Here is a 16,275-nt window from a genome sequence, read left to right on the forward strand (position 1 = left end):
CACCCCATCATCCCAGCCGTAATGTATTGTCGAACCCTTTGATTATTTCGCCTTCCTCAATGGCTCGATTGATACAGCCCCGGAGCATTACTTCGCCCATCCCGAACACACCAGCCGTGCCGCCATAGGCGCGCAACTTCCGGGCGGTCAGGGGGTCGCTTTTCTCTACGGCCTTGCGAATCATCTCCTTGGCTTTCACCAGGAAGGCGGAATAACGCTCCTCCGCTTTCTGTTCCTGGCGGGTGTCCTTCACTGCCTGCAACTCACACGGCACCAGCGCGCCCCCGCTCAAACGGCGGAGCCAGGTTCCTTCCCATGGGGCGGAGTAGTTCGCCTTCGGGGTAGTGAACCGCACATACTGCCCGGCGGCTTCGGGGTCTATGCCGTATTCCTTTTTGGCTTGGTCTGCCCGCAGGCCAGCCAGCAGACCTACCCAGCGGGAGCCATCCACCAGACCGGAGCCACCCCTTACCGCTTCCTGCCCGCTGGCGGGATCTTTAAGGCTTCCTTTGTTGACGTGGTGCGGCAGTAACACAGTTGCCCCGGTGGCCTTGCGGATCTGCTCGGCACACTCAATTAGGCGGGTGCTGTCTGCGTTGTCGTTGGGGTCGCCACCGTCAAAACGTGCCAAGGGGTCTAATACGATCAGCTTGCAGTCCGGCACTTGCTGGGCAGCTTCCAGCACATACCGAACGAAAGCCGTTCTTTGTGTCTCCCCGTTCAGCTTGGCGGTCAGCCGGTTGTCTTTGCCTACCCGGTCAAATACGTGCAGGCGCTCGGCAATGGCGGCTTTGTGCGGTTCAAACGGCTGGGGGTCGAACGGGTCTACATCATCGGAATACAGGCCAATGACGGTTTTCAGGCGGCGGTGTATTTCGTCCCGGTCATCCTCGGCACTAAACATCAGAACCGCCCCGGTTTTGTCCATGGGCATTTCCAGCCACGGCAGGCCGGTACACACACTGATAGCCAGTTGCAGGGTTGCCATACTCTTGCCCGTGCCACCAGCAGCGGCCAGCAGACCTACCACCCCAAGGGGCAGACGATCTGTTACCAGCCATTCACGGGCGGGCGGGTCACTGTCCAGCAGATCCCCGATTTTTGCCGCTTGCAGTCCATAGGGGTCATCCTTCGGCGCGTCAGCGGTTAGTTCGTCAAAATCGTTGTCGATCTGTTTCTGTTGCTCCGCCTTTATGGCGGCTTCAACGTCCCCGCCATGGTTCAGTTGAACGTGTGCGGCCCATGCGTCAAACGTGCCGTGCAGGGGGTCGCCAGCATGGTCAGAACGCCATAGGCCATCTTTCCCCGGTATAGGGCGTATACCGGGCGCTCCGGTGGCTCCGGGGTGGCTGTAGCGGCTTTCCCGTGCATGGTAGGCGTACCCGTGCGGCTCGATAATGTCCGGCACTGTGTTGGCCTCGTTAAACGGGCCACGGTAGCCCGGAGCGGGGAACGGCAGGGACTCCCCGTTACCCATCTGCGGGAGGTACTTCGGGCGCTTCCCGTTGATCTGAAAACCGGCGTCAATGATCCCCTGGCAGAACCGCCGGTCGAACTCCCGTAACTCGTCATCATCAGTTGATAGCATCCGCCACAGCCTGGCGAAATCATCCGGCAGGGCTGGGGCATCATCTAAGCGGTTATCGTTGGCGTAACGCTGGGTGCATAGTTCCCCGGTTTTGCGGTCGGTATACACCAGCCCTGGCACACAGTCCTGTAGGTTTGCAGACTTTGCCCGCAATTCCAGAACGGTCACGCTGTTGCCCTCGTCATCAAAGACTTTGAAGGTCAGCCACCGGCACATTTCGTATTCATCAGCTGCAAAGGCGGAGCGGCCCCCGCTTCCGGGGCGGGTGGAAGCCGTGCGGACTCCCTGGGCTAGCAGTGCGTCCAGATCATAGCCCCATGCTTTCAGCCCGGCGCGGGCCATTTCCAGGTGGTCAGGGTCGATTGAGCAAAGGTTGTTTACTACCAGGGGCAGGCCATACCCGGTGGCCTTCGGGTCTATCGCTTTAACGGCGTGCTTGTTCCATTCTTCGCCAATAGGCTGTTTGGTGTTGTCGTGCAGGCGTACCAGCTTCATGCCCGCAGATACCAGCCGCCGGGCTTCGGACAGATCGGGCTTCGGGCTGTTCGTTTTCTGTTCAGTGGTGCTATAATACTGTTGATCGCCCTCGAAAGTGCCCCCGTTTGCTTGCCCGGCTGCGGGGGTTGTTCGTTGTAGCTCTGTCATTTTGCCCCCTCCTTAAACTCGAACAGATCCGTTACCGCCACGCATTTACAGCCGCATATCTCCCGGACGGGTAACGTGCCGTTGCTGATTGCGTTGGTGATAATGTGAGCAGGGACACCGGCCACATCAGCCACACGGCTTAGGGCTATGTATTCGGCTTGGTCGGCGTGGTTGTAGAAGCGGCCGGGGGTGCGTCTCATGGTTCAGCCCTCCCCGGAACAGGTGCGGGCGTTTTCTTCGATCCACGCCAGAACGTCATCAGCCCTGTAGCGAACATGGCGGCCAAGCTTCACAAAGCGGGGGCCTTCACCAGCCCACCGGGCGCGTTCACACCAGGCGGTGGACTTGCCCAAATAAGCGGCCAGTGTTTTCTGATCCCACAGGCGGGGAAGGGTTACGGAATGCTCCGGGGGAAGGGCGGTGGTTTCAGGTTTCGGTGTGGTCTGTAGCATTGATCTAGCCTCACTGTGTTTGAACAACGAGGCTAGTTTTCTCTTTATAACCAATGCGTTATATTCCCTCCCCGGCGGGGAGGGGGGGGGTAAGTTCCTTTCTTCGGTCTGCCACCGCTCCGCTTTAGGTGGCTTGGTAGTCGTGGGGCGATAATCTCACGCACTCCTTTACGAGATAGGTTCCCTATATGCTTGCCGATAACCGAATCACTGGAGTAATTCTTTATCAGGTGTTCTAAGGTCACGTCCGCCAGTTCATCAAGGCGCATAGGCTGCCCGTTCTTGATCAGCTCCAAATAAGCAATAGCAAAGCCTGTTGCCTCCCGGTATAGCGCCTCCCGGCCTTCGTGGTCTAAGTTAGCGAATGCTTTACGGCTGTTGTGATCCCGCGTTACTAGTTCGGCTTCCTCAATGGGTGACAATGCCCGGCCTGAACTCTCCAGCACCCTGCCAACGGCAATTCCGGCCCGAAATAGATCCAGCGGTAACAGTTCGGTGCCTTCGTCATCAGCCCGGCTAAAAAGGTCACGAAAAGCATCAAATGCAGCTAATGAATGTTGGCAAATGTCATCGCGGTCTGAAGCTGGCATCAATGCAGCTAGAAATTTCTCCGGCTTTGTATCGGATACCACGCTGGGGTCTAGCTCTGTTCCATGCTGGCGATACTTAAGAATCAGAGCGACTTCCACGGCCTCTGTTATTCGATCGCTCACGCGCTCGCCTCCCGGTTAAACGGGATAACCTGGGCCACAGGCTCCGGCTCGCCTTCCACCATGCGGTGAAGCATTTGCAGGGCTTCTAGTTTCTCGTCGTTAAAATTGTGGTGCTGATAGTGCCGGGCCTGAACTCCACCCAAGCCGTGGCTAAGTAATTGGCCCAGAACGTCCGAACTCACGCGGTAAGGCTTTGCAGCCAGTCGGGTTTCAATCGTTGCCCGTATGGTGCCGGGGGTGAAGTGCCCGCCGGTCAGTTCTTCCGCTTCCGCCATTTCTTCCCGGATCTTGTCCACTCGGTCAGATATGAACTTGCCATTCACCGGACGTTTCCCGCCATCACAAGTGAACACGTATTCACCGGCTCCGGTAATCCGCTCGATACAGTCCAGGGCTTCCGGTAGCAGTGGGATAGCATGGCGGCGGGGTTCCGTTCTGCGGCCCTTGTAGTCCAGCAGGGTAAGCGTTCCCGTGTCGTGGTCGATATCATGCAGGGTGGCGCGGGAAAGCTGTTCTATACGCTGTCCGCCGGTCAGGACGTGCAGCATCATAACCGAGCGGCCCGGCTCCGGCAGTTCCTTAACGCGCGTCCAATAGGCTTGAAACTCGGCAAGGGACAGAGCGCGGGTTCTAGCCTTGCTGGATCCTTCCACCTTCACCATATCGCGGGCGGGGTTGGCCCTGATATTCATGTTCCGCAATGCCGCCGGGGCGTTCACGTTGCCGCGCGCCTTGATCGCTTCCGTGAAGGCTGAACGGATATAGCTGCGGATCTTGTCAGCCTGGCGCAAAACGCCACGGTCTTTAACGTCCGCCACTACCTTTATGCAGTCGTCCAGGTCGATTTCAGCCGCGCGCTTTTTCCACAGTTTCGGCTGGGCCTTTTCTACGTCCGCCTTGATCTGGTTTTTCACGTTCCCGGCGGATTTCTTGCCCTTGCTTTCCAGCAGTTCAACGTAACCGGTCAGCAGATCCCCAAACGTGGCGGCCTCCGCTTCCTTTTTCTCCGGGCGGGGGTCTATGCCGTTGGCTATGTCTGCGTTGATCTCTAGCGCGCGCTTGCGGCCTTGTTCGGCGCTGGGGGCGGTGCCGGTGTAGCGGGCAATGGTTACGCGGATCACTTCGCCCTTGAACCGGGCTTGGAAGAACAGGGTTTTGCTTCCGCTCGGCATCACCCGAACGCCATAGCCCTGAATGGCAGAATCCCAAACAATGCGGCGCTTTCCGTCTACCGCTTCCAGCTTGTCCAGGTTGGTCTTGTTGAGCTTCACTTTATCGGCCATTTCTTCCCCCTTGGTGAACCGCTGGTGCATCACTGGTGCACCACTTTAGTTCAAAATCGTTCAAAGACACTAAGGACTATTCTGGGGTAACTGGCTGAAAATTAAAAGCTGTTAGTGGTTGACCATTTTTGTTCAAAGTGAAAGAAAAGGACTTAAAATCCCCTGACCGTTAGGTCGTGCCGGTTCGAGTCCGGCCCCGGGCACCACTTGCAACAAGACACGTTACCGCTTTTCGCCTCATATTTATCCATTTTCCCTCGTCCATTCCGACGATTTTTTAACCAATCGGTTGATTGGTTAGTTAGTCCGGGACTACGGTGTATTTCAGGATCTGAACCAATTCGGGAGGGAGCCCGCTACCCGTATTACAACAACAACTATCCGGAGTACTACCATGCCCGTACTATCCCTGGTTCGTGTTTTATCGACTTCACTGCTCGTCGGGGGGATGACCCTTGCCTCGGTTGCAGATGCCAGAACGCTTTCCTATGCGGTCGGTTACCCGCCCGGTAGTGACTCTGCCAAGGCGGCGCAGAACTACGCCGACCGGGTCGCGGAATTTTCTGACGGCGAGCTTTCGGTAAAGGTGTATCCGTTATCACTGCTTAATTTCGCTGAGACTTCGGCCGGTGTGCGGGATGGCATGGCTGATATCGGCTATCTCCTGAGTCCCTATTTCCCGGCAGAGTACCCCCACACCAACCTGCTCGCTGAAGCGGCCATGCAGTTGCAACTCTTTGGTGACGAAATCAAGGGCAAGGAGGGGCCGGCTTACATCGGCGCGCTGGCCGAATTTGTCTTCTTTAACTGTGAGGAGTGCCATAACGATTTCCAGGAACAGAACCAGGTCTTTACGGGCATTGCGTCAAGTTCCAACTACATGCTGAACTGCAGTGAGCCCGTTACCACTGTGGAAGATCTGGCAGGCAAGCGACTGCGGGCTGCGGGGTCTCAATGGTCCCGGTGGGCCCAGCAGTTTGGTGCCAGCCCCGTGACGCTCTCTGGCAACGAGGCCTATGAAGCACTGGAGCAGGGCGTGGTGGATTGTGTTGTTATTTCCGCCCCCGACCTCGAAAACCTGGGGATCATCGAAGCCACAACGGACATCACCACGGATGTGCCTGGCGGGGTCTTTGCCGGTGCCGAGATTACCAATACCAATCGCGATACCTGGCAAAGCCTGAATGACAAGCAGCGCACTGCCATGCTGCATGCAGGGGCCTACATCTCTGCTGAAATTCCCTGGGTCTACCATCAACGGGAGGAAGCTGTTCTGAAACGGGCGCAGGACGAGTTGGGGATTGAGATCCACACGGCGTCACCCGGACTGCAGGAAGCGACCCGGGAGTTTGTGCGGCAAGATATGGATGCTATCGCTCTTTACTATGAGAAGACCTACGGCGTTGAAAATGGGGCCGAGTTGCTCGAGTCGTTCCGCCCGGTCCTTGAGAAGTGGGTTGGCCTGGTCAAAGATGTGGACTCTCAGGAAGAGCTGGGGGCGCTGTATTGGGACGAGGTGTTCTCGAAAGTAGACCCCAGCACCCACGGCATGTAACACCTGCTCCCAAGTTCACCTGGATGACCCCGGCATCGCCGGGGTCATTGTTTCTGGTCTACCTTTCCCGGGCTGGTTTGCGGGCAGTTGATGCTGGCAGGCAGGGCGTATTTTCCTCCAGGCTGGCAACCAGGTTGTCGCCGACGTCGACATGGTGTTTTTCAAAGAAACCTGCATTCATTTCAAGCACGTTCTGGTGAGGGACGCCTGGCTTCCAGGTGGGACAGTCACGGGCCCGTTCGGTATCGCAGGGTGTCATGGTATCCATGGCGACAATCACGCCGTCCTTATCCAGCCAGGCAATGTCCAGGGCAATGCGGGTGCGATACATCCAGAAGCCCGCAGAGCCTGGGCGCTGCGAGTCGTAGAAAAACAGCATGCCGCCATTTGCCGGCAGGATTGGCCTTTCCATCAGACCCCAGCGCCGCTGCTCGTTCGTTGCTGCATGCTCGAGTGTCACCGGCACTGGGCCTTCGCTGGTCTCCAGGCAGCTCTCCCAGGCATCAAGCTGTTGAGGTGGCGCACTATGGACCAGCGTTGAACCGGTGACGAGCCAGAGCACCAGCAGCGCCCGGGGCCAGCGGACAAACCCGGTCAGGGGCTTCATGGCTTGAGCCGGTAACCGGTGCGGAAGATCCATGCGATCAGCACCATGCACAGGGTCAGGAACACCATGATCATGCCGACACTGATGCCGATGTGGATATCGGAGACGCCGTAGAACGCCCAGCGGAAGCCGGAAATCAGGTACACCACCGGGTTGAACAGGGTGATGGTCTGCCAGATCTCCGGCAGCATATCGATGGAGTAGAAGGTACCCCCGAGGAAGACTAAGGGAGTCACGATCATAAGCGGCACGATCTGAAGCTTCTCAAAACCGTCCGCCCACACACCGATGATGAAACCGAACAGGCTGAAGGTCACCGCCGTCAGCACCAGGAACGAGATCATCCAGAAGGGATGCAGCACGCTGTAATCCACGAACAGCCGGGCGGTGGCGAGGATAACCAGCCCCAGGATCACCGACTTGGTGGCCGCTGCACCGACATAGCCGATCACCACCTCGATGTAGGACACAGGTGCCGACAGCACTTCGTAGATGGTGCCCGAGAACCGGGGCATGTAAATGCCGAAACTGGCGTTGGAAATGCTCTGCATCAGCAGGGTCAGCATGATCAGGCCCGGGATGATGTAGGCGCCATAGCTGATGCCGTCAATATCGCCCATGCGGGAGCCAATGGCCGAGCCGAATACCACGAAGTACAGGGACGTGGAGATCACCGGCGAGGCGACGCTCTGCATCAGGGTCCGCCACATGCGGGCCATTTCAAACTTGTAGATGGCCAGGATGCCATACAGGTTCATAGATTCTCTCCGGTTGTCGGGCGTATCAGTCGTGATGAACCAGCCCTACGAAAATCTCTTCAAGGGAGCTCTCCCGGGTCTGCAGGTCCCGGTACTCCACACCCAGCTCTCCCAGTGTGCGCAGAAGCAGCGCCACACCGGCCTGTTCCTGCTGGCTGTCAAAGGTGTAGATCAGCTCATAGCCGTCATCTGAAAGCTCAATGGGCTGGTCTTTCAGTTCCGGCGGTAACTCGTCCATGGCCTGCTGAAGGTGCAGGCGCAGCTCCTTGCGGCCCAGCTTGGACATCAGGGTGGCCTTGTCTTCCACCAGGATCAGTTCGCCGTTGCGGATCACGCCGATGCGGTCCGCCATTTCCTCGGCTTCCTCGATGTAGTGGGTCGTGAGGATAATCGTAACGCCACTTTCCCTTAACTTGCGTACCATCTCCCACATATCCCGGCGCAGTTCCACATCGACACCGGCGGTGGGCTCGTCAAGGAACAGGATATCCGGCTCGTGGGAAAGGGCCTTGGCGATCATGACGCGTCGCTTCATGCCACCGGAAAGGGACATCACCCGGTTGTTGCGCTTGTCCCACAACGACAGGTCCCTCAGGACTTTTTCGATATGGGCAGGATTGGGCGGCTTGCCGAACAGCCCGCGACTGAAGCTGACGGTGTTCCAGACCTTTTCAAAGGAGTCGGTATTCAGTTCCTGGGGTACCAGGCCAATGGCTTGCCGGGCGGCCCGGAATTCGCGGATGATGTCGTGACCGGCAGCGGTCACCGTGCCACTGGAGGGATTCACGAGGCCACAGATGATACTGATCAGGGTGGTCTTGCCGGCGCCGTTGGGGCCAAGCAGGGCGAAGATCTCACCCTTCTGGATGTCCAGGTTGACGTTCTTGAGGGCCTGGAAGCCATCGCCGTAGGTCTTGCTGAGGTTCTGGACCGATATATCCGGTTGCACAGCGGGTTCTCCGTCAGCAGGTTTTGGAAAAGTCGGGCATTTTCGCATGTTATGAACAAACAAGGCACCCGTACCGGTGCGTATACGGACAAATGCTGCGCCGGATCTGTGGAGGCAGGCGATGCCCGCAGGCATAATGCTACCGTCCCGATCAAAGGCTGATTGATGAAATGCCCATGATTCGAATTGTCCTGCCAGTACTGCTCATTGCCATTCTGGCGGTTTCTGCCTGGCAGCTTCCACGCTGGCTGGATGCGCCATCGCCTGTCAGTGAGAGCGCAGCTGATTCCAGCTGCAGGCCTCTGACCGAAAACTGCCAGTGGGACACCAATGGTGGCATGGCAACGATAACGCTGAGTCGGCTTTCCGGCGATGAGCTACAGCTGGATCTGACCCTTCCCGGCATAGAGACCAGGCCGCTGGTCATACTCACCGGGGAGAGGATGTATATGGGCGAATACCCCCTGGCACTGCAATCTACCGAACACCCGGGCATTTACCGCACCAGCTTCGTGCCACCGTTCTGTACCACTGGTGACGAGATGGTGTGGCGGATTAACCTTCAGGTGGCCGGGCAGCCACTGGCCCTGCCTTTCCGGATACTGTTCAGCCCTTCTGAAGCTTCCTGAAGTCCGGTATCAGCACGTGGGCATGGTTTGCAGGGCCAGCCTTCGCCGGATACGTCGTGACAGTCCGTCGATACCAATATTCAGCAGGGCAGTAACCAGGATCAGGATCATGGCCTTGTCGAACTGGATATTCTGAATCGCGCTGTCCACATAGAAGCCCAGGGTATAGATGCCCAGTATCCCCAGGATAGCGGTCTCCCGCATGATGATCTCCCAGCGATAGAACAGGAACGCCAGGAAGGATGGATACACCCTTGGCACCAGTTCGTAGCCGTAACGCATCAGGCCCCGCGGCGCATCTGGGCGCAGGTTGAAGGTACTGGACTGGCGTCCGATCAGGTGACCAATAATGCCGCCGTTGTGCAGTGCGAGCGCCACCACGGCTGGCAGCATCGACGGTCCCCAGAGCTGAAGAAGGATGTAGGCCAGGATGTACTCCGGGGTGGAGCGGGCAATCACCAGCAAAACGTGTCCACCGGTCCGTGATACCCGGTTGCCGAAGTGGCGCGAGATCAGGGGAAATGCCAGCAAGGCAATGACACCGGTCGCCACCAGCGCCATTTGTGTGAGTAACAGCGTGTTCCAGATGCCGGGCAAGGCCTGGTTCACCACAAGGTCGCTCAGCCAGGGCCAGAAATCGTTGGATGAGCCCTCCCGCAACGGCGCCGGCACGATATCCTCGGTGAAAAAGCGTCGGACGTTGCCCCACATAATGGGCATACCGTCACCCAGGAAGAAGGGCGCAGCCACAATGTAGAAGGGCAGCATGCGGGGTCGTACCCACAGCGGAATGGTGGCAATCAGCAGGTAGAACAGGATCAGAACTGCACCGGCTTCGGAATAATGCCCCTGCGAGAAAGCGGATTCAAGGTAGAAGCCGAGCGTCGGAAGGCCAACAAAGCCCAGGATGGCGCTGGAACGAAAACCGCATTCGAGCCGGTAGGAAGTGTAGGTGCGCAGCTGTTCCCAGCAGTCCGGAATGCGGGCATAGACAAAGGCTGACAGGGCACCGACCCCGGAGGGCAGGAGATTACGGGGTTCAGGGTCCGCCTCATCCAGTATTTCCGAATACACCTTGGCGAATATCCCGGCGTAGGGAATGGCGATAGCCAGCACCCCGGTGAGCGGGTGAAACCCGAAAAATTGCAGGAAGATCAGCGCCCAGAACAATTCATGTATGGCGCGAATGAAGGCCGCGAAGGTACGTACCAGGCGGAACCGGTAGACCAGTGCCAGCAGGAAACCAGCGGCAGCACCCAGCGTCACCCCGACAAAGGCGAACGCCAGGGTGCGGAGCAGGGCGGTCGCCAGGCCAGCGCTGGAAAAGAAATCCGGAGTCATCACCCCCCAGAAGAATCGCATCAGGTCCTGCCAGGGGTTGGCCGTCGTGATGGCGATATCGGCCATGGCCAGGCAGACCAGTGCCAGGACCACGAAGAACAGGGTGGTTCGGGCGGTCCTTGACTGGCTGAGGGGAACGTTGGCCCAACCCTGCATCACAGTGCGGCCTTCAATCATAGAGCGGACGGATGTCCGCCGCAGTAAGGGACTGGCTTGGCTCGTCCAGGGCGACTTGTCCCCCGTGGATACCCACAATGCGGGTACTGTAGGCCAGGGCCAGCTCAACATCGTGCAATGCCACCACCGAGGTCTGGAACCGATCCCTGAGCAATGCCATTACCTTGTGGGCCAGCGGGCCATCCAGGGCGGAGACCGGCTCGTCAGCCAGCAGCATGTCGGCATTGCGATAAAGGGCGCGGCCAATGGCGGCACGTTGGCGCTGGCCACCCGACAGTCTCGCGGCCGGGCTCCACAGCTTGTCGGGCATATCCAGCTCGTCCAGGATGGCGGTCACCGCTTCCCGGTCGGCTGTGAACGGCCGGATCAGTGTCGCCAGGTTGTAGAGGGCATTATGCTGCTCCAGCCTGGCCATAAACACGTTATGGAATACGGGCAGGGCGTTGACCAGCCCAAGCTCCTGGGGAACAAGGGCTGCGGCATCGCCTACCCGGTCATGGATCAGCCGGATCAGGGTGGACTTGCCGGCACCACTCTTGCCTACCAGGGCAATCTTGTCGCCGGGGGCGACCGTCAGCGACAGCGGGCCAAGAACCCGCTGTCCGCTGAAGTAGCCCGACAGTCCATCCAGTTCCAGCGGCGCCTTCATCAGTTCAACAGGCCCAATGCTTCGGCGGTCTCTTCGATCGGGGCGTAGTCCTCGTTGGTGGCCGGGATAAAGCCGGTGCGGGGGAATCGCTGGAGCAGTTCGGGGTCGTCCATGTCGAGTAACGCCTGGGTTACACGATCCTTGAAGCCTTCACCGAAGCGCTCATCGACGTCGCCACGAATTGTCCACTGGTAGTCCGGGTAATAAGGCGTCTTCCAGATCACCTGTACCTTGTCGGTATCAATAGAGCCGTCTTCCACACCGGACTCCCAGACTTTGTAGTTCACCGCGCCCAGTTGATAGGTGCCGGCCTCTACCAGGCGTACGGTACGGGTATGGTTTCCACTGAAGCCAACCCGGGAGAAGACCTCGTCCGGCGCCTCGCCATAGGCCTCTCGCAGGAAAAACTCCGGCATCAGCCGGCCAGAGGTGGAGCCCTTGGAGCCGAAGGTAAAGGTCATACCTTCCAGAGCGTCAGAAAGGTCATCCATGGGTTCCAGGCCAGTGCTGGTGTTGGCAATCACGTAACTCTGGAACTCGGGGTCTTCCTCACCCTGGGCGATGGCCTCAGAGCCGGGAACCAGACGGCGAGCCTGTACACCAGAAAGGCCGCCGAACCAGGCCAGCTGGACCTGGTTATTACGGAAAGCGGACACAGCAGCTGCGTAGGACTTCACCGGAATGTACTTCACGTCCACATCCAGCTGTTCTTCGAGGTAGGACTCAACAGCACCAAAACGTTCGATCAGTTGTGTTTCATCCTGGTCGGGAATAGCGGTAAACACGAAAGTGTCTGCCGCTGCGGAAAAGGCATAGGTCTGCATGGCGGCGGCTATGGTAGCCAGGCCAAGAAGTTTTTTAAGCATAAGAGTCGGTCCTTGAAGTGAGGGATTCGGGCGGTGGATGTACCGTCTGTAATGATACTCTACGATGAGCTGACTGGATTGGCCCACCGTAGAAAACATCAGACACATCTATATGGTAGCAACTGAATGAACCTACTGCTATTGACCCCTGCACCCCCGGGCTCACTTTCTGGTAACCGGGCGACGGCGGAACGCTGGGCCGGATTGTTTGAGAACCTGGGGCATCAGGTGACAGTAGGAACCAACCTGGAGACCCGGCAGGCGAATGAGGCGGATGTGCTGATCGCGCTGCACGCCTGGCGTAGCCGGGATGCTGTAAGCCGGTGGCGGGCGGAGCAGGGCAGGAAGCCCGTGATTGTTGCACTAACGGGAACGGACCTGTATCGGTTCCAGTACAGCCATCCGCAGCAGACCCTTGCGACCATGGCCGAGGCGGATGGGCTCATTGTGCTGCATCACCTGGCATGGCAGGTTGTGCCGGAAGCACTCCGGTCTCGCATAACCGTTGTGCTGCAGTCCGCTGCCACCCCGGAGCCCGCCGGCAGATTAACGACTGATAACGATCGTTTTGACCTTTGTGTCATTGGCCATCTCCGGGAGGAGAAAGCCCCTTTGCGAGCTGCCCTCGCTGCCCGTTTGCTGCCGCCTGAGTCACGGATTCACATACTGCAGGCCGGCAAGGCCCATGACCATGCCTGGGCCAAGGCTGCCGGGGAAGAAATGGCCAGCAACCCCCGGTACCAGTGGCTGGGCGAGATTCCGAGGGCACAGGCATCACAGCTGATGAGCCAGTGCCGGGCAATGGTCATCAGCTCTACCATGGAAGGCGGTGCCAATGTGGTTTCCGAGGCCTGCCGGGCGGGCCTGCCGGTGCTGGCCTCAGACATACCCGGCAATCTCGGCTTGCTGGGGGAGAACTACCCTGGTGTCTATCCGGTTGGCGATGAACAGGCCCTTGCAGGGCTTATGCTCAGGGCAGAGCGGGAGCCGGGTTGGCTCGATAACCTGCGCCGCATCGTTGACGGACTGGCGCTGGATTTTACACCGGAAAGGGAGCAGGCCTCCCTGGAGGAGGCCCTGACAAAGGCTGTAGCCCTTAATCCCGCAGGCTGATGGGCTCGATGGCCTCTCCCTGCTCTGTGACCTCGCCGATAATGGCCGTCAGCGGGTAACCCAAGGACCGAAGTTCGGCTACGCAGGCCTCTGCCTGATCGGCTGGCACGCTGGCCAGCAGGCCACCGGCGGTCTGGGGGTCAAAGATCAACGGGTAACGGGGATGGTCGATCCACCTGGCCTGGTCCCGGATACCGCGGCGCAGCCGGATATTGGCTGGCTGCAGTGAACTGAGAATACCTTCAGCAGCGGTTTCCTCGGCACCCGGCAGCACCGGGATAGCCGACAGATCCAGGGTGGCATCCACGCCTGAGGGGCGGGTCATCTCTACCAGGTGGCCGAGCAGGCCGAACCCGGTTACATCGGTACAGGCCTTGGCACCGTGGCGCAGCAGACAGCGGGCACCTTCCTGGTTGGACTGGATCATGGAGGCGAGCGCCGAATCGATCCAGCGGCCCTTCGCGGCCAGCCGTGCATGGGCGGCGAACAGGGTGCCGGTACCGATGGCCTTGGTGAGAATCAGCTTGTCGCCAACCCTGAGACCGCCCTTGCTCATCACCTGTTCGGGATCAATCAGCCCGTTGACGGCAAAGCCCAGGGCCAGCTCCTTGCCTTCACCCGTGTGCCCGCCGACCAGGGCACAGCCTGCCTCGTTGAGTACTTCAACGGCACCAGACATCATCTGGTAGACCACGTCCTCCACCTTGGACTCAATGCCATAGGGTACGGTGGCAACGGCAGTCGCGCTCTGGGCTTCCGCGCCCATGGCAAACACATCGCCAAGGCTGTGATTGGCGGCTACCTTACCGAACACATAGGGGTCATCAATGAACGCCCGGAAAAAGTCCACCGTGTGCACGACTGCCTTGCCGGGTGGCACTGTAAGCACGGCCGCATCGTCCGGGGCATGCAGCCCCACAAGGATGTCATCACGCTCGATGGGGCGCAGTTCTCCGAGTGCCCGGGACAGAACGGTGCTGCCGACCTTGGCGCCGCAGCCGCCACAGCGCATGGCAACGGCCGAAATGGCCTGGGAGGCTTCCTCCGGGTTCTGGGCGGCGGAAGTATCCGGCAGGGCGGAGGACTCCTCCATGGCTGGAAGGTCGTTGAATTTCTTCATGAAGCGCCGGTCGATCCAGTCTTTCCAGCGCCATACCAGGCGGCCTTGGGAAAACCGCTCGCCCTTGGATGCAATAGCGTACTTGTCACCGGTGCTGATCAGTGCCAGCCAGGTTTTCTGGGGTATGAAAGGCCTAGGTGACTTACCGATGGCCGCCCTGCGAAGATTGTCGGCAAGAGGTGGTCCCTGGCGTACGGCAAAGACCCCCGCCTTTTCCCGTGGATGATCCACCACATTGGCAATATCCCCGGCAGCGAAGATGTCGTCGTCGGTTTCTGTTTGCAATGTATCCCGGCAACGAATGAACCCGCCGTCATCCAGCGCCAGTCCGGTCTCTTTCAGCCAGGCAGGGCCGCCTGCCCGTGTGACCCAGAGTACTTCGTCAAGGTCGAAGGAATGGTCGTTTTCGGTACGGAGATGACCATGCTCAACCCGGGTAACGGCACTGCCAAGGTGCAGGTGGACGTCGCGCTTGCGAAGGGTCTTGCTGAAGGCCTCTCGTACCCGCTCATTATGGGTTGGAAGGAGCTCGGTGGCCTGGTCGAACAGGTGGAACGACAATTGGTCCGGATCCTTCCCCCGGGCCTTGTACTCCTTGCGCAGGCGATGCTGCATAGCCAGGGTGAGTTCGACACCTCCGGCGCCAGCACCTACGACACCGATCGACAGCGGTCCCTCGTGGGTCTCTGCACGCTCAAGTAATGACAGCCAGCGCTGATTGAAGCCATTAATTGGCTTGACCGGTACCGCATGGTCGCTGGCTCCGGGCACTTCATTCACCCGCGGTGTAGATCCGATATTAATGGACAGCAGGTCGTAGGGAACAGACGGCCGCCCGCGGCAGATTATCCGCCGGCTGTTGCGGTCGATACCGATGGCTTCGTCCCGGTAGAAGCGCGCCCCGGCGAACTCGGCCAGCTTGCTCAGGTCGATGTGGCACTCATCGTAGCTATAGTGCCCGGCGACATAGCCGGGCAACATGCCGGAGTAGGGTGTGTGTGTATCGCGACAGATCAGTGTCAGGCGAACCCCCGGCACCGGTTTCATCGCAAAACGCTTGAGGACTCCGACGTGGCTGTGGCCACCACCTATCAGTACGATGTCACGCAGTACCGGCTGTTCCGTTTCCTTCATCCGATCAGTTTCTTCGCTTCGTCGGGCCAGTTCCGGAAGCCCTTCATGCCGGAGAACTGGTTCAACTTCTCCTGCTCGGCTTCGGTCGGATTGGCGATCTGGTTAATGGAGGTAATGCCGGAACCCTGCAATTTGCGTGCGGTTACCGGGCCAATACCCTTGATCCTGGTCAGGTCACCCAGATCATTGCCTTTGCTGGCGGCCTTTGCGGTAGCGCCAGCCTTGCGAGCTCCAGCCTTGGTGTCTGCCGTCGCCTTGCTGGCGCTGGCTTTCGCCTTGGCAGCCGTTTTCTTGCCAGCTTTTTTCGCCGTTTTTGCGGTGCTGGTAGCCTCTTTCTCCAGGGAGCGAGTCACCGCCTGCTGCCCACGCTTTGCTTCCCGCTGGGCAATTCCCAGGCGCTCCATCACCGTGTTCTGTATCTTCTGGAACTCCTCCATGCGACGGTCAAGCTCGTCGTGGAAGCGCTTCATTTCACGGTCACGAAGCTCATCCATCTCGTTCATCAGCTTGCGTACGGGGTCCTGGATCTGGTGCTGAAGCGAATCCAGTTGTTTGAAGGCGTCGTCCACCAGCTTTTCGATCTGGGTGGAGGTTTTCTCGAACTCCTTGTTGACCTTTTTGACGATCTTGTCGACGTTGGGCCGGTTATCGCCGGTTTTCGTATTCTTGGTGTTCTTGCTCTTTGCCATGGTGCCA

16 protein-coding genes are annotated in these 16,275 nt (G+C 58.9%); 3 read left to right on the top strand and 13 right to left on the bottom strand.

Translation table 11 applies throughout. The features are described from left to right. Window positions 1-7: 7 nt before the first annotated feature. Genes MLC59_RS02595 through MLC59_RS02615 form a run of 5 tightly spaced genes read right to left on the bottom strand, consistent with a single transcriptional unit; the run spans window position 8 to window position 4,711 of the window. Complete coding sequence (locus MLC59_RS02595) at window positions 8-2,233, bottom strand: AAA family ATPase (RefSeq protein WP_248230647.1); 2,226 nt, start codon at window positions 2,231-2,233, stop codon at window positions 8-10. After that, window positions 2,230-2,433 carry a hypothetical protein gene (locus MLC59_RS02600; RefSeq protein WP_248230648.1) on the bottom strand — a complete coding sequence of 68 codons (204 nt, stop codon included), beginning with the start codon at window positions 2,431-2,433 and terminating at the stop codon, window positions 2,230-2,232. Before MLC59_RS02600 ends, MLC59_RS02595 begins: the two co-directional genes overlap by 4 nt. 3 nt (window positions 2,434-2,436) lie before the next feature. Next, complete coding sequence (locus MLC59_RS02605) at window positions 2,437-2,685, bottom strand: helix-turn-helix transcriptional regulator (protein ID WP_248230649.1); 249 nt, start codon at window positions 2,683-2,685, stop codon at window positions 2,437-2,439. Window positions 2,686-2,729: 44 nt separating this feature from the next. Then, window positions 2,730-3,398 carry a hypothetical protein gene (locus MLC59_RS02610; protein WP_248230650.1) on the bottom strand — a complete coding sequence of 223 codons (669 nt, stop codon included), beginning with the start codon at window positions 3,396-3,398 and terminating at the stop codon, window positions 2,730-2,732. After that, window positions 3,395-4,711 carry a tyrosine-type recombinase/integrase gene (locus MLC59_RS02615; RefSeq protein WP_248230651.1) on the bottom strand — a complete coding sequence of 439 codons (1,317 nt, stop codon included), beginning with the start codon at window positions 4,709-4,711 and terminating at the stop codon, window positions 3,395-3,397. Before MLC59_RS02615 ends, MLC59_RS02610 begins: the two co-directional genes overlap by 4 nt. 364 nt (window positions 4,712-5,075) lie before the next feature. On the opposite strand from MLC59_RS02615, the gene MLC59_RS02620 reads away from it, so the two are divergent. After that, entirely contained in the window at window positions 5,076-6,236 is a 1,161-nt protein-coding gene (locus MLC59_RS02620; RefSeq protein WP_248230652.1) for a C4-dicarboxylate TRAP transporter substrate-binding protein, read from the top strand. Between the two features lie 58 nt (window positions 6,237-6,294). On the opposite strand, the gene MLC59_RS02625 is transcribed toward MLC59_RS02620, so the two are convergent. Genes MLC59_RS02625 through MLC59_RS02635 form a run of 3 tightly spaced genes read right to left on the bottom strand, consistent with a single transcriptional unit; the run spans window position 6,295 to window position 8,550 of the window. Then, window positions 6,295-6,843 (bottom strand): DUF192 domain-containing protein, encoded by a 549-nt coding sequence (locus MLC59_RS02625; protein ID WP_248230653.1) that lies wholly within the window; start codon window positions 6,841-6,843, stop codon window positions 6,295-6,297. Then, the gene (locus MLC59_RS02630; protein WP_248230654.1) at window positions 6,840-7,601 is read right to left on the bottom strand and encodes an ABC transporter permease; all 762 of its coding nucleotides are present in this window, start codon (window positions 7,599-7,601) and stop codon (window positions 6,840-6,842) included. Before MLC59_RS02630 ends, MLC59_RS02625 begins: the two co-directional genes overlap by 4 nt. A 25-nt stretch (window positions 7,602-7,626) precedes the next feature. Further along, window positions 7,627-8,550 (bottom strand): ABC transporter ATP-binding protein, encoded by a 924-nt coding sequence (locus tag MLC59_RS02635; protein WP_248230655.1) that lies wholly within the window; start codon window positions 8,548-8,550, stop codon window positions 7,627-7,629. 176 nt (window positions 8,551-8,726) lie between these two features. Here MLC59_RS02635 and MLC59_RS02640 point away from each other — a divergent pair, with 176 nt between their 5' ends. Then, window positions 8,727-9,179 (top strand): hypothetical protein, encoded by a 453-nt coding sequence (locus MLC59_RS02640; protein ID WP_248230656.1) that lies wholly within the window; start codon window positions 8,727-8,729, stop codon window positions 9,177-9,179. Between the two features lie 9 nt (window positions 9,180-9,188). Here the strand turns inward: MLC59_RS02640 and MLC59_RS02645 are convergent, their stop codons facing one another. The 3 genes from MLC59_RS02645 to MLC59_RS02655 are packed head-to-tail and all read right to left on the bottom strand — an operon-like array spanning window position 9,189 to window position 12,212. Next, a complete protein-coding gene (locus MLC59_RS02645) occupies window positions 9,189-10,697 on the bottom strand; it encodes a PhnE/PtxC family ABC transporter permease (RefSeq protein WP_427901690.1) in 1,509 nt (502 codons plus the stop codon). After that, window positions 10,690-11,346, bottom strand: coding sequence for an ATP-binding cassette domain-containing protein (locus MLC59_RS02650; protein WP_248230657.1), 657 nt, complete (start codon window positions 11,344-11,346; stop codon window positions 10,690-10,692). Before MLC59_RS02650 ends, MLC59_RS02645 begins: the two co-directional genes overlap by 8 nt. Continuing rightward, entirely contained in the window at window positions 11,346-12,212 is an 867-nt protein-coding gene (locus tag MLC59_RS02655) for a putative selenate ABC transporter substrate-binding protein (RefSeq protein ID WP_248230658.1), read from the bottom strand. The genes MLC59_RS02650 and MLC59_RS02655 overlap by 1 nt, the downstream gene beginning before the upstream one ends. Before the next feature lie 126 nt (window positions 12,213-12,338). On the opposite strand from MLC59_RS02655, the gene senB reads away from it, so the two are divergent. Then, the gene (gene senB, locus MLC59_RS02660) at window positions 12,339-13,325 is read left to right on the top strand and encodes a selenoneine biosynthesis selenosugar synthase SenB (RefSeq protein ID WP_248230659.1); all 987 of its coding nucleotides are present in this window, start codon (window positions 12,339-12,341) and stop codon (window positions 13,323-13,325) included. Here the strand turns inward: senB and selD are convergent. Both selD and MLC59_RS02670 read right to left on the bottom strand, forming a co-directional pair. Beyond that, on the bottom strand, window positions 13,309-15,579 hold the full coding sequence (selD, locus tag MLC59_RS02665; protein ID WP_248230660.1) for a selenide, water dikinase SelD: 2,271 nt from the start codon (window positions 15,577-15,579) through the stop codon (window positions 13,309-13,311). The two genes, senB and selD, sit on opposite strands and share 17 nt — an antisense overlap. Then, window positions 15,576-16,268, bottom strand: a complete 693-nt coding sequence (locus MLC59_RS02670; protein ID WP_248230661.1) for a hypothetical protein — start codon at window positions 16,266-16,268, stop codon at window positions 15,576-15,578. The genes selD and MLC59_RS02670 overlap by 4 nt, the downstream gene beginning before the upstream one ends. Between the last annotated feature and the right edge of the window lie 7 nt (window positions 16,269-16,275).

The organism is Marinobacter bryozoorum (assembly GCF_023156245.1).
GTDB lineage: Bacteria > Pseudomonadota > Gammaproteobacteria > Pseudomonadales > Oleiphilaceae > Marinobacter > Marinobacter bryozoorum.

What these genes read in the sequence shown, in the direction of transcription:
- MLC59_RS02625 (WP_248230653.1), bottom strand. Translation starts at nt 6,843, where the DNA reads ATGAAGCCCCTGACCGGGTTTGTCCGCTGGCCCCGGGCGCTGCTGGTG.
- MLC59_RS02645 (WP_427901690.1), bottom strand. Translation starts at nt 10,697, where the DNA reads ATGATTGAAGGCCGCACTGTGATGCAGGGTTGGGCCAACGTTCCCCTC.
- MLC59_RS02630 (WP_248230654.1), bottom strand. Translation starts at nt 7,601, where the DNA reads ATGAACCTGTATGGCATCCTGGCCATCTACAAGTTTGAAATGGCCCGC.
- MLC59_RS02600 (WP_248230648.1), bottom strand. Translation starts at nt 2,433, where the DNA reads ATGAGACGCACCCCCGGCCGCTTCTACAACCACGCCGACCAAGCCGAA.
- MLC59_RS02640 (WP_248230656.1), top strand. Translation starts at nt 8,727, where the DNA reads ATGATTCGAATTGTCCTGCCAGTACTGCTCATTGCCATTCTGGCGGTT.
- MLC59_RS02650 (WP_248230657.1), bottom strand. Translation starts at nt 11,346, where the DNA reads ATGAAGGCGCCGCTGGAACTGGATGGACTGTCGGGCTACTTCAGCGGA.
- MLC59_RS02620 (WP_248230652.1), top strand. Translation starts at nt 5,076, where the DNA reads ATGCCCGTACTATCCCTGGTTCGTGTTTTATCGACTTCACTGCTCGTC.
- senB (WP_248230659.1), top strand. Translation starts at nt 12,339, where the DNA reads ATGAACCTACTGCTATTGACCCCTGCACCCCCGGGCTCACTTTCTGGT.
- MLC59_RS02595 (WP_248230647.1), bottom strand. Translation starts at nt 2,233, where the DNA reads ATGACAGAGCTACAACGAACAACCCCCGCAGCCGGGCAAGCAAACGGG.
- MLC59_RS02615 (WP_248230651.1), bottom strand. Translation starts at nt 4,711, where the DNA reads ATGCACCAGCGGTTCACCAAGGGGGAAGAAATGGCCGATAAAGTGAAG.
- MLC59_RS02655 (WP_248230658.1), bottom strand. Translation starts at nt 12,212, where the DNA reads ATGCTTAAAAAACTTCTTGGCCTGGCTACCATAGCCGCCGCCATGCAG.
- MLC59_RS02605 (WP_248230649.1), bottom strand. Translation starts at nt 2,685, where the DNA reads ATGCTACAGACCACACCGAAACCTGAAACCACCGCCCTTCCCCCGGAG.
- selD (WP_248230660.1), bottom strand. Translation starts at nt 15,579, where the DNA reads ATGAAGGAAACGGAACAGCCGGTACTGCGTGACATCGTACTGATAGGT.
- MLC59_RS02670 (WP_248230661.1), bottom strand. Translation starts at nt 16,268, where the DNA reads ATGGCAAAGAGCAAGAACACCAAGAATACGAAAACCGGCGATAACCGG.